Raw genomic sequence first — 25943 nt, forward strand, 5'->3', positions numbered from 1 at the left:
CTATGAAGTATGATTTTGATTTATCACTAGAAGAACATACAAGTGTAGGTAAAATTATTAGCCAAATCACTGAAGGATCTTCTGTTTTAGAGTTTGGTCCAGGTAATGGCCGAATGACTCAATATTTGATTAATGAAAAAAATTGTAAAGTATCGATTGTTGAATTTGATCCAGTTTTATTTGAGCACGTCATGGGCTTTGCCCAGGACGGCTTTTTAGGAAACATTGAAGATTATACTTGGAACAATCATTTTGCAGGTAAGTCTTTTGATTTTATTATTTTTGCTGATGTATTAGAACATTTGACAGACTCAGAAAAAGCATTACAAGAGGCAAGTAAATTTTTGGCACCTAACGGAGAAATATTACTGACTTTTCCTAACTTGGCTCATAATTCTGTTTTAATTGATTTATTTAATAATAAATTGGATTGGAAGCAATATGGCCTTTTAGATCGTACACATAATAGTTTTTATACCCAAAATGGATTTGAAGAATTATTTACCAGAATCGGTTTATTTATTCGTCGTGAAGATTACACGTATTCTCAAGTCGGTCAAAATGAATTATCTGCAAGCTATGAAGAATTGCCTCAAATGGTCAAATACGACTTCAAAAATAGACCTTTTGGAGAAGTATATCAATATTTCTACGCTTTGCGAAAAGAACCTGTGGAAGATCCTGAACGGGTAGAGCCTATTAATTCGAATTACAATAAACAAATACAATTAGCCTATCTGATCAATGGTAAATTTGAAGTAGAACCGTATATTGTCAACAACCATACAGGTGAAAATAAAACAACGAATCATCAAGCACCAGTAAATGCAGAAAAATTGAGAATTGTTGTAGGAAGTGTTCCTGCTACAATAAAAATATCTGTCGTAGCCGATAACAAATTGATGCCTATTGAAGAAACAAATGCTTCATGGCATCAAGAAGACTTATTTTTATTTCCTGAAATCACAGAGGAACCATATATTATCGTTGCGGGGACTTTAGTCGCGGGAAAACAATTCACAGTCACTATCGATGTATTGAATGAAGAAGACTTTATTCCTTCTGAGGTTAAAGTGATGCATGATGTCGCAAATGAAAAAGAAAAAAACCGCTTATTATCGACTAAATTGAATTATTTAGATCAATATGATTATCAGGTCAAAACGATTCCTTATGTAGATGCAAGTAGTGAGATGGAAGGAATCAAATTAACGATCGAATCAATTGAAAATAATGAAATTGAAAATGAAGCAATCATTAAAGGCTGGGGCTTTTCAGAGGGAAAACAGCTACCGCTAGATTATTTGTTAGCTGAATCCACGAATAGTTTGCAAGTCAATCATATCTATCGACCTGATGTAAATGAAGTATTCAATATTGACTCAGATGAAAAATTTGGGTTTATTCTAACTGTAAAAGATATGCAAGTTTTAGAAGAAATTAAATTATTTGTTTTAGATGATGAAAGTCACTTATACCCGATCGTGGCAAAAAAACAAAAAAATTCAAGTACGCCAACTACAAGAAAAATTCGTCACTTATTAAGTTCAATCAAACGTAATGGTTTTTCTGGGGCTTTGAAAAATTATCAACATTCCAAAAAACAAAGTGCTAATTACGAAGAGTGGATTACTAAAGTCGAGGAACCGACTAAAGCGCAATTAATAGATATGATGGAGCAATTAGCTTTTCAACCAAAAATATCTTTGGTTGTCCCCGTTTATAATGTGGATGAAAAATGGCTACGTGCTTGTGTTAAGTCGTTGACCGATCAAGTTTATTCGAACTGGGAATTGTGTTTAGCAGACGACGCTTCACCTAAAGCGCACATCAAACCTTTACTGCAAGAATTGGCTGCTGAGGATGATAGAATACGTGTTGTTTTACGAGAAAAAAATGGGCATATCTCTGAAGCAACAAATTCAGCAATTGAAATTGCTACTGGAGACTATATTGGTTTTCTAGATAATGATGATATCTTAGCAGATACTGCACTTTTAGCAGTAGTTAATGCGTTGAATGAAGATCAAGAACGAGAATTCATTTATACAGATGAAGACAAATTATCAATGAGTGAAAAACGCTTTGATCCTTTCTTCAAGCCAAATTGGAACGAAACTCTATTGCTAGGTCATAATTATATTACTCATTTTGTAGTAGTTAAACGTTCGATTATCGATGAGGTTGGTGGATTAAGAACCGAGTTTAATGGTAGTCAAGATTATGATTTTGTTTTACGTGCAACAGAAGTAGCTAAAAAAATTCATCATATCACTAATATTTTGTATCATTGGCGAACAATCGAGACTTCAGTAGCAATGGATCCGCAAAGTAAAGAATATGCGTATGTTGCTGGAAAAGAGGCATTACAATCAGCTTTGGAACGGCGCGGTTTATCCGGTGTTGTGACAATGACTAAGAATTACGGTGCTTATAAAATTGATTTTAGCTATAAAAAGAATCCTAAGGTTTCGATTATTTTGTCTGGAAACCCAGGTCAAAGCTATTTGGCGGAGCTTCTAAAGACTGATTGGCCTCATTTTGAAATTTTGACAAATTCAAATAGCTTAGCAGACGAAAAAATAAAAACTTATTCTAGTAAGAATGACAATGAATTAGCAGAATTAGCCACTGGGGACTATTTAGTTTTCTTATCAGCAGACATGCTTCCTACTAAAGATACTTGGTTAAAAGAAGCCATGAATTTTGTTCGCTTACCAGAAGTTGGAGCTGTAACTGGAAAAATTATTAGTAAAGATGAAGCAATTTTTAATTGTGGAGTGATTATCGATTCAGAAAATGAACGGATTATTTATGAGCAACAAGGTTTATCGAATAAAACGATAGGAACTTATTTTAGACCAACATTGCCACGAGAAATTTATACTGCAACGGAAGATTGTTTGATTATTGAACGCACGGATTTCTTAGCAATCGGCGGATTTGATTTAACGATGCCTACTCAAATCAAAGGAATTGATTTTTCGATTCGTTTAGCAGAAAAAAATAAAAAATTGATTTTTGATCCTTACTTTGAAGTACGTTATCCAGGTGACAATCATTTTAGTATCAAAAAGGAAGCATATGAAAGCTTAGCCAAAAAATATTCACAAGAATTGAATGATCCATTGATCAATCCAAATCAATTCAGCATAGGAGGTTAATCCGATGGCAAAAAATGAACAAATTTGCATTGATCAATGCAGTTATCAACCAGCAACTAAGAAGTTAGAAGTTAAAGGATGGGCATTAGATTTAACAACAAAATTAGTACCTGAGATCAAAATAGGTACTGATAATGTGACAAGTGAGAAGATTGAGATCTATCCTCGATCAGATGTCGCGGCAGCGCATAAAACAAGTGCTAGTTTATCGATGGGCTTCCAATTGATGATTGAAATCATAGATCCTGCTAGAGCGATTCTAGTGGAGTTTATTTTTGGAGATGTAAAACAGGCTAAACAGTTTATTCCCAATGAGAACATTGTCAAAACACCTAAAAAGCCTTCCCAATTCCATAATTTTTATGGGAAAGCTCGCAAAGGATTAGGCTACTTAAAGCGTAACGGAGTAAAAAATACATTGCGTCGAGTTAAATTAGAAAAGAACAAACAGTCAGATACAAGCTATCAACAATGGATTGCTGAAAATGAGAATTGGGATCTGGATGCAATCAAAGCAGAAATAGCAGCATTTGACTATCAACCAACCATCTCTATTTTAATGCCCGTTTACAATGTGGAGGAAAAATGGTTAGCAAAGTGTATTGAATCTGTTCAGGATCAATTTTATCCCAATTGGGAATTATGTATGGCAGATGATCATTCGACTGATGCAGCTGTCCGACCAATGTTAGAAAAATATGCTGCACTAGACTCACGAATCAAAATTGTTTTTAGATCAGAAAACGGACATATTTCTAAAGCAACAAATTCAGCGCTAGAAATAGCAACTGGAGAGTTCGTTGCTTTATTAGATAATGATGACGAGTTAGCGCCAATTGCTTTGTATGAAATTGTCAAAAAACTAAATGAAAATCCAGAATTGGATTTGATTTATTCTGACGAAGATAAAATTGATATGGAGGGTAATCGCTTTGACCCTGCATTTAAACCCGATTGGTCACCTGATTTATTATTAGGTACAAATTATATCTCTCATTTAGGTGTTTATCGACGTTCAATCATGAATACAATTGGTGGATTTCGTGTTGGATATGAAGGCTCGCAAGATTTTGATTTAGTTTTACGTTTTACTGAGCAGACAGAAGCAAAGCGGATTGCGCACATTCCACAAATTTTATATTATTGGCGCATTTTGCCAAGTTCCACTGCCGCAGATCAATCAACGAAAAGCTATGCATTTGATGCCGGTTTAAAAGCAGTCAAAGACGCAATTGATCGACGGAAAATTGAAGCTACAGTAAATCATGCTGCAGGTAATGGATTATACGATGTCGATTATAAAGTTTTATCGGAAGATTTGGTTAGTGTGATCATTCCGACTCGTAACGGTTATGATGATGTGAAACGTTGTATAGATTCGATTATACAATTAACAACCTATCCTAATTACGAAATTATAATGGCGGATAATGGTAGTGATCAGCCTGAAATGAAACAATTGTATGCAAAATATCAAAAACAATTAGGTGAAAAATTTGTTGTAGAATCCATTGATATCCCATTTAATTATTCACGCATTAATAATTTAGCTGCAAAAGTAGCTAAAGGAAAGTATTTGTTGTTTTTAAATAATGATACGGAAGTCATTACACCCGAGTGGATGACGAAGATGGTTTCATTGGCTCAATTTGAACGGATTGGCTGTGTAGGGGCTAAATTATATTATCCTAATAATACAATTCAACATGCCGGTGTTATATTAGGTATGGGTGGCGCTGCTGGGCATGGACATCATACGTATCCAAGAGGTGACTTTGGTTATTTTGGAAAATTAGAGATAAATGTTGATTATTTAGCAGTAACTGCGGCTTGCTTAATGATAAGAGCAAATGATTTTAATGAAATCGGCGGATTTAATGAAGAATTGACGGTGGCATTCAATGATGTTGATCTATGTTTAAAAGAATACGAGCAAGGTCATGATAATGTCTGGCTTCACGGAGTTGAGTTATACCATTTTGAATCTCAATCACGTGGATATGAAAACACGCCGGAAAAACAAGCTCGTTTTGAAGCTGAGACAAAATATATGGAAGAAAAATGGGCAAAGTATATAGAAAACGATCCATACTATAATCGAAACTTGACTAGATCCGGTGGCGATTTTTCAGTTAGACTCAAAGTGAAATAAGATTTATTATAAATAAAAAGCAGCAATTAAATTTTAAAAATTTGATTACTGCTTTTTATTAATTCTAATTTATATAAATAGCCAATCAAAAAAGGTAAAAAATATTTTTTTATATGATAAAATATTTATAAAGTTATTAAATAATAGGGAGGGAAGTTGAATAATTTTTCTGAATTATTTGACGATAGTTATGAAAAAAGTAAAAGTGTTGGGGATATCTTTTTTAGCAATCAGCCTATGTGTTCCTTTGCTAGGATTTAAATATGTTGCAACAGAAACATCTACAGAGGCTAATTCTTTATTAAATTCTAGCGAATTTCAAACAAGTAGTTCTTTAGACGCTTTTGAGTCCACGGAAATATCATCAAGTAGTACGGTAGTAGGTAATGAAACTTCAGGATCTTCCACAACAAGCACTAGTGATCAAGGAAATACTATAACTACAGAATCAAATGAGGATCAAAATACCGTAAGATTAGTACCAACAGATGAAAAGTTTTATATTTCAATTACTGATAAAAATTATGAATTATTAGATAAACCAGATGGAACTATCATTGAGGATAAAAAGCAGCAGTATCAAAAAACATTTTCTGCTCAAACAGTTATTGGTGAAAGTGGCACAGAATACTATGAACTTTCTAATTTAGCTGATCATGTAGTTGGCTATATTCGTCCTATAAGTGCAGAAGTAGTGGAAGGGAATCAAGGTAAGTTTTACTCTGAAAATAATGTATACGCTAGCATTGATTCACCTAATGTAGATTTGCTAAATGAGCAGTTTCAGAAACAAGGTACGACAGAAAAAATAATGAACCAAACTTTTAAAATTGATGGATATTATAATCATTTTGATGGAACGACTTATTATTTATTGAGCGATATGAATAATCAAAAAATTGGCCTTGTAACATCTATAGCATTAAAAATTTCGGAGAATCCTTTTGGTAAAGCAAATATTGTAAACGATTACTATACAGTGATCAAAGATGATCAAAAGATATGGACCAATTTAGAATTTACTGAAGTAGGTACCACCGAAAAAATAATGAATCAAACCTTTAACGTCAAAGAATGGTACTACCATTTAGATGGTAAAAAATATTATGCTCTTTATGATAACAGTGCTAATTTCAAAGGATTTGTAGAAGAAAATACAATCAAAAAAGCAGTGAATCCAGGTGGGATTTGGCATTCGGCAGATTACTATGTGAGTATTACTAAAAATAATTGGACAATTTGGAAAGATTTCAACTTTAAAAATGGAAATTCTACAAAAGATTTGTACCAAGGAACTTATAAAGTAACTGGATATCATAAACATTTTAATGGTGCAGAATATCTGTCTATCTTTGATAATAATGGGGATTGGCTGGGATATTTAAATGCAGAAGGAGCTCAAGTTGTAAATGATCCAGGTGGAAAATGGAATAGTACAAATCAATACGTTACTATAACTAAAAATAATTGGACGATTTGGAAAGATTTCAATTTTAAAAGTGGTAGTTCAACTAAAAATCTTTATCAGCGGACCTATCGAGCGACTGGTTGGTATCGCCATTATAATGGATCAAAATATTTATCTATTTATGACAATAATGGTAACTGGCTAGGATATTTAAATGCAGAAGGAGTCCAAGTTGTAAATAATCCAGGTGGAAAATGGAATAGTACAAATCAATACGTTACTATAACTAAAAATAATTGGACGATTTGGAAAGATTTCAATTTTAAAAGTGGTAGTTCAACTAAAAATCTTTATCAGCGGACCTATCGAGCGACTGGTTGGTATCGCCATTATAATGGATCAAAATATTTATCTATTTATGACAATAGTGGAAAATGGTTGGGATATTTAAATGCAGAAGGAGCACAAGTTACTAATAATCCTGGAGGAAAATGGAATAGTACAAGTCAATATGCTACTGTAAATAAAAGTAATTGGACAATTTGGAAAGACTTTAATTTTAAAAATGGAACATCCACTAAAAATTTGAATACAAAAACTTACAAAGTTACAGGTTGGTATCGTCATTATAATGGATCAAAATATTTATCTATTTATGACAATAATGGAAAATGGCAAGGATATTTGAATGCAGATGGTGCTACAACTGTATCTGGTGCTCAAGGTACTGGTTTTTCAACAAACAAATCAGTACTCGTTATAAAAAATGGATATTCAATTTGGAATAACTTTAACTGGAATGAAAAAACACGAACAAATTCACTGATTAATAAAACTTATCAAGTAAAATGGTATTACAAACATATGAATGGATCAACCTATTATTCTTTATATGAAGCTAATGGAAAATGGTTTGGTTATGTAAATAGTGGTGCAGTGAGAGAACGCAAGGGAGCGGCGAGTTATCTAGGTACAACTCGTCAACGTGTAGTAAATGAATTGAGCGCTCATCAAAATGATCGCTTTTACTTTGGGACTCCATATCGCGGATTATCATCTAGTAATCCTGAACCTTTCTTAAGTCCTTATGGAGCCCCCAATGCTTATGGTCCAGGGATGAATTGTACTGGTTTCGTAGCTTGTGTGATGCGTCGAAGTGGTGGGAATCTAAATAGAATTTCGGGGATCACTCAAGGTTGGGGCAGCTATGCCAATGCTTATAATTGGCGCGATGCCTTGATGAGAAATACGGAATATTATACCTTTAACTCAGTGGATGCATTATTGAAGAGTGGAAAAGCTCAAAAAGGAGATATTATCTATTTTGATCCTGTATGGACGGATATAAATTATGATTGTCATATTGGGATTTTTTGGGGAAATAGTTCAACTGAAAATAAAATTTGGCACCAAGTGTTGGCAGGAAATATGACTTCGAATATTTTTTCGGGTACAAGATTCTCTAAAATTTATTTATTCCCTCAAGATTAATAATGGACAGACAAACTAAATAAGTATAGTTAAATAACTAATCAAGCTAAGCTTTAAAAAGAATAGAGAGTAGTCAAATGAATATTTTTGACCACTTTCTGTTCTTTTCTTTTTCATTACTTTTATAAGGCAACGCTACTTTTTTTTTTTGCTATATGGTAAGATGTGTAATGGATTATTTTGTGGATTAGGAGTGTTTATATGAATAAAAATGGTGAGTGGAGTGCGGCACGTCGAATCTTTATTATCCTGATGGACGTGATTGTTTACAATTTCTCTATTTATTTTAGTTTTTGGTTAAAATTTGGAGGGACCATTCCGGAAAGAAACTTTCAAACATTTGAAAGTTCAGCATTATTTATTTCAATTTTCTTCATCATATTAAATGTACTATTGGGGACGTACGTTTTTTATAATCGAATTGTCAGCGATATCGTTTTTGTCACAGTGATTGGACAATTTTTAATGTCTTTGGGAATTATGATCATCACATTTGCTGGCCGTTGGTTTGCATTTCCAAGAATGGTTATTTTGATATCATTCTTGTTAGGTACAATTTTACTGATAATTTATCGGGCGATTATTTATAAAGCTTATATGAAATTTGGCGTAGACAAGAATGTAACGATTATTGGATTTGAAAAAGAAGTAGCACCAGCTATTCAAAATTTCAGTTCACAAAAAAATAATAAACATAAAGTGCAATCTGTAGTGTTAGATCACTTTTATGAAAATTTAGAAAAAATCATTGATGATGTTGATATTGTTTATTTGGCATCAGAAATTAATGAAGTCGAAAAAATGAAAATCTATCAGCTGGCTATCAAAAAAGAAAAAAAATTATTTTTGAATACAACGTTTGAAAATTTGGTAACGATAAATCCTAATATAATGAATTTTGAAGACGAGAGCATCATTGAATCTACAGGCTTTAAAATTCCTTCTGAAGATGCTACGCTAAAGCGTTTGTTTGATATTATTGTCTCATTGATTCTATTAGTAATTGCTTCACCATTTATGTTGATAACAGCGATTTTGGTAAAAGTTACTTCACCGGGTCCTATTATTTATAAACAAATTCGAATCACACAGGATCAAAAAGAATTTCCTATTTATAAATTCCGGTCAATGAGTGCAACTGCGGAATCAAAATCAGGACCAGTATTAGCAAAAAGTAATGATGCTCGCGTGACGCCTGTAGGGAAATTTATTCGAGCAGTACGTTTCGATGAGTTACCTCAATTGATCAACGTTTTAAAAGGTGATATGTCGATTGTCGGGCCTCGTCCGGAGCGTCCATTTTTTGTAGAGCAATTTAACGCTGAAAATCCGTACTATTATTTACGTCATAATGTGCGTGCGGGGATAACGGGCTACGCTCAAGTGTATGGTAAATATGCTTCTGATTATAATAGTAAATTGAAATTTGATTTATTATATATAAAAAAATATTCTTTTATGTTGGATTTGAAAATCTTATTACAAACAATCAAGATTTTGTTTGATAAAGTCTCTTCCCAAGGATTAGAAGAAGATGAAATCTGTACATCATTAGAAAAAATGGACTTTCCAAAAGAAAAGATTTTACAATAGTCTGAGGTGAGAAAATGTCAGTACCAAAATTCAGTATTATCATTCCTGTATACAATGCAGCTTCAACAATTACCAGAACTGTCAATGTTTTAAAAGAGTTAGATAATAATAATTTTGAAGTAATACTGGTTAATGATGGATCGACTGATGATACAAAAAATGTACTAAATCAAGCCATTTCCTCAGACAGTCGTTTTAAAGTGTTAGATAAAAATAATCAAGGTCCAGGCATGGCTCGTAATTATGGAATAGAACATGCTCAAGGAGAATACTTGCTTTTTTTTGATGCAGATGACTATCCTGAAAAAATGATTCTAAATGATTATGCAAAGATTATTTCTGTACATGCTGAACTTGATTTAATCATTAGTTCGTTTACTTTTAGAACGTTAGACAAAAAGCAAATAGCAGATGAAAAAAAATATTTAGTAAATGAATACGTTTATGAAACCAATAAAGAATTTCTAGCAGATATGTATGAACTAATGAACCAGCAATTGATGTATGTTGTATGGAATAAGTGTTATCGTAGAGATATTATTCAAAAATATGCTATTCGGTTTAAGAATTATCACAGTTGTGAAGACCGAATATTCAATTTAGATTACTATAAATATTGTGCTAAGGTCGTCATGAATCCTAGGATTGAATATATCTATGAATTTGAAGGCGGACAAGGCATAACTAACCAATACAATGACAATAAATTTCAGACATTTAAAGAGTTCTATGAGCGCAGTAATTCAATTACAGATGATCAACATAAGGAAGGAATGGCTGCACTATTACTGAAAGGTACTACGTCAGTCATTTTTTCGATTTTAGCCACAAATAAATTGAATAAAAAACAAAAAAGAATAGCGGTTGATTCGGTATTAAATGATGATTCAATTATTGAAGCTAAAAAAATTGCCAAAACTGATACAACAGCAAAAAAAATTACTAAGTTGCTATTTAATATGCCTAATTCAGTAGTACGAACGGTACTAACTACAGGATCGTTTGTTGAAAACAAAATGCCAGGAGTTATGGCAATTTTAAAGAGAAAGTATTAAAAATAGAGGGACAGTATGTATAGTAAAGATAAAGAATTGTATCAAGTACAAACTACAAGTTTGCAACTCGCACAATATTTTTATGATTTTTGTAAAAAAAATAATTTGTTGTGTTACTTATGTGGTGGTGGAGCTATAGGTTCAATTAGAAACAAGGGATTTGTCCCATGGGATGATGACTTAGATTTCTTTATGCCAAGAAAAGACTACATTAGATTAATGGATTTATGGACTGCTCAAGAAGACAACTCAAGGTATATCTTGTTAAGAGCTTCTAAAGAGTATAATGATAGAAATTCATTCACTACACTGAGAGATAAAGATACGACTTTTATAAAAACTTATCAATCTGATTTAGATATTTGTCACGGGATACAGATCGATATTTTCCCTTTAGATGTAGCCCCGGAAAAAGAATATCAAAAAAAAATCCAAAAATTTTGGGCAACTGTCTATGCGGTTTATTGTAGCCAGCAAATACCTCAAAACCACGGGAAGCTATTTGCCATACTAGGAAAAGTATTACTGGGATTAGTTCCAGGCCAAACGAACAAATATTATTTATGGAAATTTGCAGAGAGAAAAATGACTAAATTCAATAAAAAAAATACAGGTATTGTAACAGAACTATGTGTTGGTCCTAGATATATGGGAAATGTTTATTCAGAAGCAGATTTCGTAGGTGCCAAATTAGTACCTTTTGAAGATACTGAGTTACCTATCCCTATAGGCTATGATAATTATTTAAAAAAAGTATTTGGCAATTATATGAAACTTCCCCCTGTTGAACAACGCGTGGCTCACCATGAGACTGTTTATATAGATCCAAATAATTCATATAAAAAGTATAAAGGAATTTATTATTTAATAAATAAGGAGAGTAAATAAATGATTACAGCTTTGATAATTGCCGGTGGAGTCGGAAAAAGAATGGGTCAAGATATTCCAAAACAATTTATAACAATTGAAGGTAAGCCAATCATCATTTATACGCTAGAAACATTTGAGCAACACCCAATGGTTGATCGAGTTTTAGTAGTATGCAAACATGGCTGGGAAGAAACTCTATGGGGCTACATTAAAGAATATGGCCTTAAGAAAGTTCAGTGGATCATTCCAGGAGGTTCAAAAGGACAGGAATCAATCAATAATGGTGTCCAATTTTTAAAAGAGCACTCTACGGATGACGATACGATCATTATTCATGATGGTATTCGTCCATTAGTTGATGAGATTGTTTTATCAGATGTAATTGTAAAATCTCAAGAATTTGGAAATAGTGTAACATCGCTACCATACAACGAGCAAATTTTTGTCAAATATACTGAAGAGACAACTAAGCAGTATATTGACCGGAATACATTACGTAGAGTTTCGACACCTCAGGCGTACCAATTTGGTAAATTATCTTGGGCTTATGATAAAGCTGTTAAGGAAAATATTGGAATGTCTGATTCTTCTTATACGAATACAATGATGGTTGAATTAGGTGAAACTTTATATTTCGCTGCGGGTTCGGATAAAAATATTAAATTAACTACACAAGATGATTTAGAGTTATTTAAAGCATACTTGAAAATGAAGAAGTAGAGGTGGAAGTGTGTTATTAGAAAATAAGACATACCTTTCTGAGTTAGACAAAATCAACCAAGCAAAAAATAATTGGAATAAAATTGATAATCATTCATTTTTAATTATCGGTGCAACAGGTATGATCGGTTCTTATATGGTTGATCTTTTAATGAGAAGAAATGAGCAGTTTAATGCTAATATTCATATTTTTGCAATGGGTAGAAGTAGAGGACGATTAGAATCACGATTCTCAATATATTTAGAATCACAATTTTTTCATGCAGTAGAAGCCGATGTTACTAATGAAATTCCTTCAAATATTACCGAAGGGATAGATTATATTTTTCATGGAGCTAGTAATACTCATCCTCGAGCTTATACAACCGATCCAATTGGAACAATTATGACTAATTTAATGGGGACGCAACAAGTTTTAGACTTTGCGGTTAGTCAAGGATCTAAACGAGTTGTCTTTCTTTCAACGGTCGAAATATATGGAGAGAATAGAGGAGATGTGAAGCAGTTTTCTGAGGATTACTGTGGCTATATTGACTGCAATACGTTGAGAGCCGGATATCCTGAGGGGAAACGTGCGAGCGAGAGCCTTTGCCAAGCATACATTGCAAAATACAATTTAGATATTGTGATTCCGAGAATTTGTCGTACTTTTGGTCCCACAATGCTATTAAATGATTCCAAGGCTTCTTCGCAATTTATTATTAATGCAGTCAATAATGAAGACATCGTTTTAAAAAGCGAAGGGAATCAATATTTCTCATATGCTTATGTGGGCGATGTTGTTTATGCATTACTTTTTCTATTAGCTACTGGTGAAAAGGGAGAAGCTTATAATATTGCTGTAGAAGAATTTAATTTACATTTGCGAGATTTAGCGAATGAATTAGCTTCATTAAATCAAAAAAAAGTAATTTTTGACCTTCCAGATGAAGAAGAACGTAAGGGATTCTCAACTGCAAATCAAGCAATTTTGGCTTCTGAAAAAATTGAAGAACTTGGCTGGAAACCCATTTTCAAATTGAAAGAAGCATTAAAAAATACAGTCGAATTGATAAGAAATGAGCGAGTTTAATGTGTGAGATAAGTATTATAGTTCCTGTTTATAAGGTGGAAAAATATTTAGAAAAATGTGTTGATTCAATCTTAGCTCAAACGTTTACTGATTTTGAGTTGATTTTAGTAGATGATGGCTCTCCGGATAATTCAGGAACTATTTGTGATGAGTATGCTAAAAAAGATCCTAGAGTAAAGGTAATCCATAAAGAAAATGGTGGATTAAGTAGCGCCAGAAATGCAGGAATAAATATTGCTAAAGGTAAATATTTAGGTTTTATTGATAGTGATGATTACATTGCGGATGATATGTATGAAATTTTATATAAAAATATAGTCAAATATAATGCAGATATAAGTTCAATTGAATTGATTTCTGTTTATAACGATCAATTTAGTTTGAAGAGACATTCTTCTACAGTGAAAGTGTTAAATCAAGAACAGGTAATGCGAAGTGTTTTAGAAGGAACCTGTTTTTATGCATATGCTTGGAATAAACTTTATCGTAGAGAATTATTTGAAACTATTAGGTTTCCTCAAGGGCGCACTTTTGAAGATGCATTTATTATTATGAAATTATTATCTATTTCAAAAAAATTTGTAGTTTCTAACTTGGAAAAGTACTATTATGTTAGGCACAAAAATAGCATAATGGGATCTAATTTCTCTAAAAAAACTTTTGACGTTATTGATGCTTGGAAAGAGAATAAGAATGACGTATTACGACTATATCCTGAGCTAGCTGATTCTTATAGGAAAAGGACTTGTTGGTCTTATTTTTTTGTGTTAGATAAGGCATTGTTATCTAGAGAATATAATAATTATGTTGAGAGAACAATAGTTACTCTTTCTAAAAAAATATTAAATGAAAAAAATTTTATAATGAAATATCCTAGTTTTACTTTAAACAGGAAGTTTTCTATAGTTCTATTAAGCATTAATAGAAACTTGTATAAATACGTAGTGATAAAGAAAAATAATAAACTTTACAAAAGTTAATTACTGAGGTGAAATACTGTGTGTGAAATAAGTATTATTGTTCCAGTTTATAATGTAGAAAATTATTTAGAAAAATGTATTAACTCTCTAATTTCTCAAACGATTAAAGATATTGAAATAATTTTGGTTGATGATGGTTCAACTGATAAATCTGGTGAAATCTGCGATAAGTTTGCGAAAATAGATTCTAGGATTAAAGTTCTGCATAAAAAAAATGGTGGTCTTAGTGATGCTAGAAATTTTGGTATTGACTATGCAAAAGGAAAATACTTAGGGTTTATAGATAGTGACGATTATGTAGATAGGGATATGTATGAATTTTTATATTCTAATATAAAAAATTCAGGATCTGATATGTCAACTTGCGGCATTTACAATGTACATAAGGGAAAAGACATTCAAAAGTTAGAACACTATTCGAGGGTAGTAAATAGTAAAGAAGCAATAGACTTAGTTCTTGACGGAAACATATTAGTAGCAAATGCAGTAAATAAATTATATAAAAAAGATCTGTTCAAGGAAATAAGATACCCAAAAGGAAAAGTTGGAGAAGATGCAGCAGTAATTTTTGATATTCTAGATAGCTGTAATCAAGTTCATATTGATACAACACAAAAATATTATTATTACCATAGAGAAGGGAGTATTACAAGTAAGAAATTTACTAAAAGTGATATTGATTTCATTGAAATATGGGAAATAAATGAATCGTGGATCAACAATAAATATCCTGATTTATACAATAAGGCTCATACTAGATTGTGTTGGGCTAATTTTGTTGTGTTAGATAAATTAGTGTTTTCTAAAAATAAAGAATTTCAGAAAGAAAAGCGTAATATTCGAAGCTTTTTAACAAATAATTTTTTATTTATAATGAAAAATAAAAGATTAACTAAGCAGAGAAAATTATCTATGATTCTTTTAATGTGTGGTCTATCTTTTTACAAATTGCCTGTTATTCTACAATATAAAAAAATAAAAGCAGTTAATTAACTCTTATTTGAGAGGAGTACGTTATGAAAAAAAGTCGACTTGAGTATTCGTTAATAAATTCTTCTATCTCGTTATTTATATATGTTATAAGACTAATAATTCAATTTATTGCAAGAAGTTTTTTTATAAACTATTTAGGGGCGCAGTATTTAGGATTAAATGGATTATTTAATAATATATTAAGTTTTTTATCTTTAGCAGAATTAGGAATTGGAACATCTATAGTATTTTCACTCTATAGACCATTAGCTGAAAATGATAAAAAACATATTGTTTCACTTATGAGGTTGTATAAAAAGGCTTATGAAATGATTGGGGTTGTGATTGGAATACTAGGCATGTTAATTATTCCAACATTACCTTTCATTATAAAAGACAGTAATATAGAAATGCATAAAGTGTATATGTATTATATCCTTTTCCTGATAAATTCTGTTGCGAGTTACTTTTTTACATATAAAAGATCTCTAATAATTGCAGACCAAAAAAATTATTTAGTAGTTTTAAACGATTTTGTTTTTTTGTTGTTTATGAATATTGTTCAAATCTTAGGATTATATCTTTTTAAAAATTTTGCATTCTTTTTGATTGTGCAAATATTATTTACTTTGATAGGTAATATAAGCATTTCAATTATTACAGATAAAAAGTATCCATTTTTAAAAAGTATTAATCCAGATATCATTGAACCTGAACTAAAACAAGAGATAAAAAAAAATGTAATAGGAAATATGTCTTCAAAACTTGGTGGAGTAATTGTCATGGGGACGGATAATATACTAATCTCAGGATTTGTTGGCTTGACAGCCGTGGGAATATATTCAAATTATTCGTTAATAATTGTCAGTATTCAAAATTTATGTAAACAAATAACAAATTCAATTACTGCAAGTTTGGGGAATTTTGCTGTTTCAGGCAATAAAAATAGAGGGAATATTTTATATAAAAACCATTTATTTATCAATCATACTCTTGTTTATTTTTTTTCTATACTAACATTTTCGTTAATAAACTCTTTTGTTAGTATTTGGGTAGGCAAAAACTATCTTTTACCGCAATTAACAGTCGCTTTAATAATATTAAATTTTATAATACAAGTGTATAGAAATACCAACATTGTTTTTATTGAGTCATTTGGATTATATTGGCAACAGAGATATAAACCGGTCATTGAAGCAGGTTTGAACCTTGTTGTATCAATGGTCTTGCTAATTGTATTTAGAATGGGAATTAACGGTGTACTAATAGGAACTATTATTTCTTCAATTTGTTTTGTTTTTTGGTTTGAACTATATATAGTATCGATATATGCATTAGAAACAAGTATTAAAAATGTACTATTTAGTTATTTAAGGTATGTTATGCATCTTGCTTTTTCTATAATAATAGTGTCAAATTGTACTAAATTTCTTTTTATTAATTTTGATTCTAACATTCTTACTTTTTTGTTGAAAGGCTTATTATCTTTTTTATTAGCATCATTGTTGTATGTAATTTTGTATTATAGAAGTAACGAATTTAAGTTTATATTAGATATTGTAAAAAAAATTTTTCGGAGGTAGTTTATTTGAAAATAGGAATTTTATCACCCGCATTTGGATTAGGTGGAGCTAGTAAAGTTGCTACTTATGTTGGTAACTCACTCCAAGATAAAGAAACTGAAGTATTTTTCGTTTCATATTTAAATAGCGTTGAACCGGAAGGCTTAGTCAAACATTATAATATCTATAAAAAAAAAATATTTTTGGTAGAATATTTTAATAAATTAAGAAAATATCTAGCTTATAAAAGGAAAGGATATTTTCTTCCTGAAAATTATGTAAAGAGTGAAATTAAACATCTAAAAATAGTTTTTAAAAAGGAAAATCCGGATGTTATCATTTTTAATACTTTTATTCCAGCAATACTTTTTTCTTCGTTTATAAAAAAAGAATTTCCCAATGTTAAATTAGTTACTTGGATGCATTCGGACCCAGAATATAGTTTAAATCATATAGCTAAATTTTATCAAAAAATTTACAAAGAAAGTTTTAAAAAAGTTGATAAAGTTATTTGTCTATCTAAAGATGTTGGAAGCATTTTAAAAAGTTATGGAGCAAATGTTAGGGTTATCTATAACCCTCTAATTTTAAGGACTAACGAAATTAGTAAATTGACTAATAATGTGATATCCTTTACTGCTAGATTGGATATTTATATCAAAGGCATCGATTACCTATGTAAATTGGCTAACTATTTGCCCGAAAAATGGTATATTCGTGTTGCAGGTGATGGTACTAGAGAGGAAAAAGAAAAATTTTCATCGCTAATATTAGATAATAAAGTTGAGGATAAGATAAAATTTGTCGGCCCTTTGAAAGGGGAAAAACTTATAGACCATTACTTAAGTAGTTCTATATTCGTATCAACATCTAGAACAGAAGGACTTCCTTTAGTTATGATTGAGGCGCTTTCGGTAGGGCTTCCCATTGTAAGTTTTGATCATAAAGGTGCAAAAGAAATTTTGCTAGATGGTAAAGTTGGAATCGTCATTGCTAATGAAAATATTTTTGAAATGAGTAAAAAAATAAAATTTATCGCTTCAAACCATTCAATTATGAAAGAATATCAGTCACGTTCTTTAAAAAGAGCTAAAGATTTTAAAGCTAATAAGATTATACAAGAATGGAAAACTTTGCTTAATGATTTAGTTTCGGAGGAAAATTAAAGTGAAATATGTAAGTAAAAAAATAAATTATTGGCGTGAATACTATCTCTACTTATTTTTTTTAGGGATGATTATCCGAGCTGTAAATATTTATAGTTTATTGCCACAAACTTTTGATAGCATATTTTTCAAAATATTAGGGGTATTAGGCATAACATTGCTTTTTTTTGATTTTATTATTAATGTAAAAAAAGGACTATTTCCTTATAGTTTACTATTATCTCTATATATGTTTTTTTTGTTAGTTTCGACTATAATTAATTATCGTTATGGTGTAGGGGAAAATGCAAAAATAATTATGTGGTCTTTAATACAGTATTTTGTGATTTACCAATTTGCTTATGATAACCCTAATTTTGAAAAATTTTTTGATGGAATAAGCTTAGGTTTTATATATAGTTGGTTTGTTCTATCATTAGGATCAATAATTCTTTTCTTTTGTAAATTTGGATATGAAAAATACTATGATGCAAGGCACAGGATCAGAATTGGGTTTTTAGAATCACGTTTATTCGGATTATTTTCAGATGTAAATAATGGGGCGATTGCTGCATTAGCAGTGATTATTTTAGCTTTACTTTTTTTATACCAAAAACGTGTTAAAGGATTTTCAAAAGCTATATTAGTATGTAGTATTCCTTTACAACTTGTATTCATTGTATTAAGTGGTTCAAGGTCTACGTATCTAATTACAATATTAATAATTTTTATTGGAGTATTTACTATTGTAGTAAAAGAATCAAAAATAGAAAAATTTTTTTATAAATTTTTACTAGCAATACTTTTTTCTGGAATATCTGCAATACTTTTTATACTTTTTTATAATTTTGTAAAATGGGGATTTCAAGAAATATTGCCTTATTTGAAAGAGATTCGATTTGGTAATAAAAAGGATAAATTTTTAGAAAAACATGTTAGTACCGCTAACCCTACTACAGCCGATGGTAATACCTTGGTTAGAAAAGATGTTGCTGATAATACAGATGTGTCAAATGCAAGACTAAGTATTTGGAAAAGCGCATTTGATCTTTTTAAGACTAGCATGATTATAGGTATTTCTCCTAAAAATATAGTTCCTTATGCGCAAAACGTTATACCAAACGGTTATATTGCAAAAATACAAATTGCGATTCATAATGCTTATTTAAATGTCCTAACGTCTACAGGGATACTTGGATTCATACCATTTTCTTTATTTTTGCTAAAAAGTGTTTTTTTTAGCATTAAATATATAATAACTAAACCACTAAAATTATTTAATTATAGATTTTTTTATTGCTTAATATTATTGTCTTATGTGTTGTATGCTTGTTTAAACAATGAGTTAGTTTATGAAAATACAATAGGTACATTTATATTCTGGCTATTTTTGGGTCGAGTTAATAATACTAGAGGTACTGAGAAATTCATTCTATTTAAATAATAAGGAGAAAGAAAAGAGGTATACACATGTTTAAATATTTAATCACTGGTGGTGCTGGCTTCATCGGCTCCACTTTAGCTAATCATTTATCAAAAGATAATACTGTAATGGTAATTGATGATTTATCAATGGGAAAAGAGTCTAATTTAAAAAAGTCTAAAAATTTAAATTTTATTGAGGGATCAGTCACAGATAGAAATTTGATGACAAAGATTATTTCGGAAAATACATTTGATTATATTTTTCATCTAGCAGCAATTGCTAGTGTTGCTGATTCTGTTGAACGACCAGTAGAGACACACCAAATCAATTTTGAGAGTGTTTTGATGTTGTTAGAATTAGTTAGAAAGTATCAAAAGACTTTGAAACGCCTAGTGTTTAGTTCGTCCGCAGCAGTTTACGGAGATGAGCCTACATTACCGAAGAAAGAAGAATCAGTGATTCGACCGCTTACTCCATATGCAATAGACAAATTTGCTGCTGAACAATATGTATTAGATTATAATCATCTTTATGGGATAAATACAAGTGCTGTCCGATTCTTTAATGTCTATGGTCCTAATCAAAATCCAGAATCTCCTTATAGTGGAGTTATCTCTATTTTAGTTGATCGTTATAAAAAATTGAAAAATGGCGAAAGAGTAGAATTCACTTTGTTTGGCGACGGCTCACAATCTCGGGATTTTGTCTTTGTAGAAGATGTCATTCAAGCATTGTTATTAGTAGCTAGTAAAGAAGATGCGCTAGGTAAACAATTTAATGTTGGTACAGGAAGCGCATTGTCGTTGAATGAATTGATTGATGTGATCAATGAAGTAGTCAATGTTGTTTTGCCAGTTAAGTACGAATCTGAACGTGAAGGAGATATAAAAAAATCTGTTTCAGATATTTCAAGATTAAAATCATTGGGTTATCAACCAAACTTCAGTGTTCATGAAGGAATTAGAGAATATTTAATTTCAGAAAATTTGGTTTAAAAAGTCGGAGCATTTCCGACTTTTTTTTGGTATCATTATAGCTAGCGTTGTAGTTAGGAGAATAAAAAATGAACAATGAGACTATAGCAATCTTGATTCCTTGTTATAATGAAGCATTGACAATAAAAAAAGTAATCAATGATTTTCAAAAGGAATTACCAGAGGCAGATATTTATGTTTACGATAATAACTCAACAGATGATACTTATGATATTGCTTTAAAAGAAGGAGTAATCGTTAGAAAAGAACCGCGCCAAGGTAAAGGAAATGTGATTCGTCAAATGTTTTTTGACATCGAAGCGGATTATTATTTAATGGTAGATGGTGATGATACTTACCCGGCTGAACATGCTCATGAAATGATCAACTCATTACGAGAAGGTAAAGCGGACATGGTGATTGGTGACCGTTTATCAAATGGGACTTATTTTGATGAAAATAAGCGAGCATTTCACGATTTCGGAAATAATTTAGTCAAGAATTCAATCAACCGCTTATATAAAGCGGATATAAAAGATGTTATGACTGGGTACCGTGGTTTCAATCGTATTTTTGTCAAAAGTTTCCCCGTAATGAGTTCTGGCTTTCAAATTGAAACTGAATTTACTATTCATGCATTGGATAAAAGATTTAAATTAGTAGAAATTCCAATTGATTATCGTGATCGACCTGAGGGAAGTGAATCTAAGCTGGATACTTTTTCTGATGGAACAAAAGTATTATTGACTATCATGAAAATGTGCAAAGATTATAAACCAATGTTATTCTTTACATCATTAAGTATAATTTTCTTTTTATTGGGCTTAATTTGTGGGATCCCCGTGATCAATGAATTTTTCCACACAGGATTTATTACGAAAGTACCTTCATCGATTCTAGCTTCAGGATTAATGATTTTTGGGTTATTATTATTGGTAACAGGGTTAATTTTGGATACAGTAGTAACTAATACAAAAAAAGAATATGAATTAAATTTACATCGACTTTATATAGAAAAAAATTACAAAGAAAAACTATAATTTCCTTAACTAAATAAATTTTACATTTCACTCCTCTTTTATTTCATGTATAATGGTTAAAGTTATGACATGAGGTAAGGAGGAGTTGTTTTTTGTCTGAGGATCAAAACCAACACTCGGAAGACGGGTCTTTTAAAGAGCAGATTATGCGTGCTTTAGAAGAAGGCCGGAAAAATCGTGAAGTTGAGCCGACAAAGAAAACGACTGCTAGTAGTGGACGTTTGGATAAAGAAAATAAAAGCGAGAATGATGAAGAATTAGCATCCTCATACGAGCGTTTATTTGGTAAGAGACAAACTAAAAATGAAAAACCAAAAATTGAAACAGTAAAAAAGGAAAGCATAGGTCATTCAACACCTATTGAAGAGAAAATGGCTATTCCACCGGTAATTAAGCAAGTAGCGAAGACTGAAGCTAATAAAGAATCTGTGGGAGAAAAAATCGATCCTTCAAAAAGTGTTGAAAAAGAGCCGGTAATTGAAGCAAAACCGAGACTATCAAAGGTAAAGAAAGAGAAAAAAATAACTTCTCGTTCTTCAAATGCCAAAAAGTCTAATAAAGATAGTTCAAAGAAAATTACTGAAACTGAAACGAAGCAGCCTATTATAAAGGAACATGAACAGAGAGAAGAACCTTCTATTTTTACGCGTATTGGTGAGAAATTCGATGAGCTTCATCGAGTGGATACGGAATTTGAAGGGGATTTAAGTGAGGAGAGTAACTTGAAACGAGCAGAACGTCGCAAAGAAGATCGGGTCGTCCATAAGATTGTTTATGTTTTGACTATCGGTATTTTGATTGTAGCAGGGATTTTGGCAATTTCTGGTTATAATTATGTGAATGCCGGGTTGAAACCGTTGGATAAAAACGACAAAAAATTAGTTCAGGTCGAGGTGCCAAGCGGTTCATCAAATCGTCAAATTGGAGATATCTTGGAAGATGGCGATGTCATTCGAGATGGAATGATTTTTAACTTCTATACGAAATTTAACAATCTAACCAACTTTCAAGCGGGTTATTATCAGTTTTCACCTAATATGACGCTTGATCAAATCAGCAAAGAGCTTCAAGAAGGCGGAAGTGCCGAACCATTGGACGATGCTTCTAAGGTAACAATTCCTGAAGGTTATGATATTGATCAAATCGCTACTTTAGTCGCTAAGAAAACAGATTTCAAAAAAGCTGATTTCATTAAATTGATGAAAGATGATAAATTCTTTGAAGAATTGAAAACGACTTATCCAGATTTATTGACGGATGCAGGTAACGCAAAAGATGTTCGTTATCGTTTAGAAGGGTATCTATTCCCAGCAACGTATAATGTTCATAAGAGCCGTAGTTTAGAAGATCTAGTGACTCAAATGGTTGATACAACCAATCAAGTAATGTCTCAATACTACAGTCAAATAAAAGAAAAAGGCATGGATGTGCAAGAAGTGATGACACTGGCTTCCTTAGTTGAAAAAGAAGGGGTCACTGAATCTGATCGTAAAAATATCGCACAAGTCTTCTTTAATCGAATTGATTCAGGTATGGCATTGCAATCAGATATTTCGATTCTTTATGCGCTAGGCGAACATAAAGAAGTTGTAACAATCAAAGACACGCAAGTAGATTCGCCGTACAACTTGTATGTGAATACTGGTTATGGGCCGGGTCCATTTGATAATCCGAGTCAGGAAGCAATCTCGGCAGTCTTGAATCCAACCGATAATGACTACGTGTATTTCGTAGCAGATATCTCAACTGGAAAAGTCTATTATGCTAAGACATATGAAGAACATATGGAATTGGTTGAAAAATATGTCAATAAAGGGCAATAAATAATTTACAATACAATCATTACGTGGTAATCTTTTGTGGATTAAATCTATAAAAGATTACCTTTCGTAATTTTGTTGACTGAAGGAGAAGAAAAAATGGTAGAAAAAACGTATCCAATGACATTAGAAGGAAAAGCTAAATTAGAACAAGAATTAGAAGAATTAAAAACAGTAAAACGTGGCGAAATTATTGAACGTATCAAAATCGCTCGTAGTTTTGGGGACTTATCAGAAAACTCTGAGTACGAATCAGCAAAAGATGAACAAGCTTTTGTCGAAGGTCGTATCAACACATTAGAAAGCATGATTCGTTTCGCACAAATCATTGATACAGATAATGTTGACTCTGACGAAATCTCAATTGGTAAAACGGTTACTTTTGTTGAATTGCCAGGTGATGAAGAAGAAGAGTATACAATCGTAGGGAAAGCAGAAGCTGATCCTTTCTCAGGCAAGATTTCCAATGACTCGCCGATTGCCCAAGCGTTGATCGGAAAGAGCGTAGGCGATGTCGTATCGATCGCTACTCCAGGCGGAAGCATGGAAGTTAAAATCACAAAAGTTTCACAAAGCTAAAAATTCTAAGAGGCGCTGGTCGCCTCTTTTCTTTTAGCCTTTTTTACGGTTGCGACTTAAGACCGATAGCATTGCGAATCAAAAAACAGTAAAATAGGAATTACATAAAAGTAGGTAGGGGGAAGATGACTTGAAAAGTCCATGGCGCTTTTTTTTCGTGGTAGAGGCTTTGCTGGCAATTTTTTTATTATGGCAATTATCTTCTAATCCGGCAATGTTAATCATGCTTCTCTTCGGTGGTTTGAATATTTATTTTGCACTACGAAAACAGGGTCAACGTAAATTTCAGTTGATTTTAGGCTTAGTTATCGTGATCATTTGTCTAGTCAATAGTCCAGCTACTTGGCTGATGCTGGTTTTTGCAGTTTTATTTTTAGGATTAAAGGGATTTGAACTGGCAGGAATCTCTATGCCAAATCATTCTTTGAAAAATAAAAAAAGCATTGTGATGGTCGAGAGCACTGAACCTAGCGAACACAATGGAGAGCGGAAACGACAGAGTTGGATTGGAAATGAGCGTATCGGTACGCAAGTGTTTGAATGGGATGATATCAATCTCTCGATTCTAGCTGGAGATACCTTGGTTGATTTAGGAAATACGCTATTGCCAAAAGAAGACAATATCGTAATCGTCCGTAAGGGATTTGGGCGGACACGTATCTTGGTTCCTTATGGTGTAGGCTTAGTTTTAGAACATGCGACCTTATATGGTAAAGTAGATTTTGATGATGAACAATATGCCTTACGCAATGAATCGCTAAAAATATACAGCGAAGATTACGATGGAAGTCAACGACGATTGAAGATCATCACCAATACCTTAGTCGGAGATATTGAGGTGATTCGTGTATGACTGGAAAATATTCGCGCATACAGATTGCATTATATTCGGGCTTGATTTCTTTTTTACTGATTTTAAGTACGTTATTTCTTTATATGTACGCTATTGGAAAAAGGGGATTATTCGGTCAGCTGTTCGGGGCACGAATATTTTATATTCCATTGTTTATTCATATCTTGATTTTATCGCTAACTGTCTGTGCCGTCGTTTATTTTTTAGTGGCATTTTTAGAAAAGCGGCAGTTAGGGAAAATCGAAAAAAAACTGCAAAGTTTGGCAGCTGGAAATTATGAGCAAGCCTTTTTAGATACACCCATTTCGCAAAATAAAGAAATGTTGTTGGTGGATCATGATATTAAGCGTATCAAAGAGAAATTAATTACGACGTCTCGTGATCTGCAACAATTGAGCAGTCAACCGCAAATGATCGATGGAACAACGAAGGAAAAAATTCTAGAAGAAGAGCGACACCGTTTAGCAAGAGAATTGCATGATTCAGTCTCTCAACAGCTGTTTGCGGCGATGATGATGATGTCGGCATTAAATGAACAGTCGCAATATTCAGAGGAACTAGAGCCGTATAAGAAGCAGTTAGCGATGGTCGCAGATATCATCAATGCTGCTCAATCTGAGATGCGTGCCTTACTCTTGCATTTACGCCCAATCAGTTTAGAAGGAAAAAGTCTGCGTCAAGGAATCGAGCAATTATTAAAGGAATTACAGACAAAAATCCAAATACAGCTAAAATGGGATATCCAAGACATTTCTGTAGCTTCTAGTGTTGAAGATCAGTTGTTCAGGGTCGTTCAAGAGTTGTTGTCTAATACATTGCGGCACGCGAAAGCCAACGAGCTAGAAGTTTATCTAAAAATTGTCGGGCAAAATGTTTTATTACGGATCATTGATGACGGTGTTGGTTTTGAAGCTAAGGATGAACATGCAGGAAGTTATGGATTGAGAAATATTCGTGAACGGATCGCCAGCGTTGGCGGTACTACTAAAATCATTAGTTTTAAAGGACAAGGAACCAGCGTAGAAATCAAAGTCCCCGTTGTAAATACGGTAAAGTAATTACGTTAA

19 protein-coding genes are annotated in these 25943 nt (G+C 32.1%); all 19 read left to right on the forward strand.

Features of this window, described 5'->3' with window-relative positions; translation table 11 throughout:
- Positions 1-2 precede the first annotated feature (2 nt).
- The 19 genes from ACKTSC_RS01655 to ACKTSC_RS01745 all read left to right on the forward strand — a co-directional run bounded on the left by ACKTSC_RS01655 (position 3) and on the right by ACKTSC_RS01745 (position 25934).
- Positions 3-3164 carry a glycosyltransferase gene (locus ACKTSC_RS01655; RefSeq protein WP_407856654.1) on the forward strand — a complete coding sequence of 1054 codons (3162 nt, stop codon included), beginning with the start codon at positions 3-5 and terminating at the stop codon, positions 3162-3164.
- Positions 3165-3168: 4 nt separating this feature from the next.
- The gene (locus ACKTSC_RS01660) at positions 3169-5316 is read left to right on the forward strand and encodes a glycosyltransferase family 2 protein (RefSeq protein WP_407856655.1); all 2148 of its coding nucleotides are present in this window, start codon (positions 3169-3171) and stop codon (positions 5314-5316) included.
- A 190-nt stretch (positions 5317-5506) separates the two neighbouring features.
- Positions 5507-8215 carry a hypothetical protein gene (locus ACKTSC_RS01665; protein ID WP_407856656.1) on the forward strand — a complete coding sequence of 903 codons (2709 nt, stop codon included), beginning with the start codon at positions 5507-5509 and terminating at the stop codon, positions 8213-8215.
- A 201-nt stretch (positions 8216-8416) separates the two neighbouring features.
- A complete protein-coding gene (locus tag ACKTSC_RS01670) occupies positions 8417-9808 on the forward strand; it encodes a sugar transferase (RefSeq protein WP_407856657.1) in 1392 nt (463 codons plus the stop codon).
- 14 nt (positions 9809-9822) lie between these two features.
- Complete coding sequence (locus tag ACKTSC_RS01675) at positions 9823-10863, forward strand: glycosyltransferase family 2 protein (RefSeq protein WP_407856658.1); 1041 nt, start codon at positions 9823-9825, stop codon at positions 10861-10863.
- 15 nt (positions 10864-10878) lie between these two features.
- A complete protein-coding gene (locus ACKTSC_RS01680; RefSeq protein ID WP_407855919.1) occupies positions 10879-11751 on the forward strand; it encodes a LicD family protein in 873 nt (290 codons plus the stop codon).
- Positions 11752-12453 carry an IspD/TarI family cytidylyltransferase gene (locus ACKTSC_RS01685; RefSeq protein WP_407856659.1) on the forward strand — a complete coding sequence of 234 codons (702 nt, stop codon included), beginning with the start codon at positions 11752-11754 and terminating at the stop codon, positions 12451-12453.
- 10 nt (positions 12454-12463) lie between these two features.
- Positions 12464-13525 (forward strand): NAD-dependent epimerase/dehydratase family protein, encoded by a 1062-nt coding sequence (locus ACKTSC_RS01690; RefSeq protein ID WP_407856660.1) that lies wholly within the window; start codon positions 12464-12466, stop codon positions 13523-13525.
- Positions 13525-14505, forward strand: a complete 981-nt coding sequence (locus tag ACKTSC_RS01695; RefSeq protein WP_407856661.1) for a glycosyltransferase family 2 protein — start codon at positions 13525-13527, stop codon at positions 14503-14505. Before ACKTSC_RS01690 ends, ACKTSC_RS01695 begins: the two co-directional genes overlap by 1 nt.
- 18 nt (positions 14506-14523) lie before the next feature.
- The gene (locus tag ACKTSC_RS01700; RefSeq protein ID WP_407856662.1) at positions 14524-15498 is read left to right on the forward strand and encodes a glycosyltransferase family 2 protein; all 975 of its coding nucleotides are present in this window, start codon (positions 14524-14526) and stop codon (positions 15496-15498) included.
- 23 nt (positions 15499-15521) lie between these two features.
- Positions 15522-17060 (forward strand): lipopolysaccharide biosynthesis protein, encoded by a 1539-nt coding sequence (locus ACKTSC_RS01705; protein ID WP_407856663.1) that lies wholly within the window; start codon positions 15522-15524, stop codon positions 17058-17060.
- A gap of 5 nt (positions 17061-17065) precedes the next feature.
- Positions 17066-18205 carry a glycosyltransferase gene (locus ACKTSC_RS01710; RefSeq protein ID WP_407856664.1) on the forward strand — a complete coding sequence of 380 codons (1140 nt, stop codon included), beginning with the start codon at positions 17066-17068 and terminating at the stop codon, positions 18203-18205.
- Position 18206: 1 nt separating this feature from the next.
- Entirely contained in the window at positions 18207-19628 is a 1422-nt protein-coding gene (locus ACKTSC_RS01715) for an O-antigen ligase family protein (RefSeq protein ID WP_407856665.1), read from the forward strand.
- Positions 19629-19654: 26 nt separating this feature from the next.
- The gene (locus ACKTSC_RS01720; protein WP_407856666.1) at positions 19655-20605 is read left to right on the forward strand and encodes an NAD-dependent epimerase/dehydratase family protein; all 951 of its coding nucleotides are present in this window, start codon (positions 19655-19657) and stop codon (positions 20603-20605) included.
- Between the two features lie 68 nt (positions 20606-20673).
- Positions 20674-21624: a glycosyltransferase family 2 protein gene (locus ACKTSC_RS01725; RefSeq protein WP_407855928.1), complete on the forward strand. Its 951-nt coding sequence runs from the start codon at positions 20674-20676 to the stop codon at positions 21622-21624.
- A gap of 476 nt (positions 21625-22100) precedes the next feature.
- Entirely contained in the window at positions 22101-23447 is a 1347-nt protein-coding gene (gene mltG, locus ACKTSC_RS01730; RefSeq protein ID WP_407856685.1) for an endolytic transglycosylase MltG, read from the forward strand.
- A gap of 96 nt (positions 23448-23543) precedes the next feature.
- A complete protein-coding gene (gene greA / locus ACKTSC_RS01735) occupies positions 23544-24023 on the forward strand; it encodes a transcription elongation factor GreA (RefSeq protein WP_407856667.1) in 480 nt (159 codons plus the stop codon).
- Between the two features lie 130 nt (positions 24024-24153).
- Positions 24154-24876, forward strand: coding sequence for a cell wall-active antibiotics response protein LiaF (gene liaF / locus ACKTSC_RS01740; protein ID WP_407856668.1), 723 nt, complete (start codon positions 24154-24156; stop codon positions 24874-24876).
- Positions 24873-25934, forward strand: a complete 1062-nt coding sequence (locus ACKTSC_RS01745; protein WP_407856669.1) for a sensor histidine kinase — start codon at positions 24873-24875, stop codon at positions 25932-25934. The genes liaF and ACKTSC_RS01745 overlap by 4 nt, the downstream gene beginning before the upstream one ends.
- Positions 25935-25943: the final 9 nt, after the last annotated feature.

It is taken from the genome of Enterococcus hailinensis (genome assembly GCF_045862035.1).
Taxonomy (GTDB): domain Bacteria; phylum Bacillota; class Bacilli; order Lactobacillales; family Enterococcaceae; genus Enterococcus_A; species Enterococcus_A hailinensis.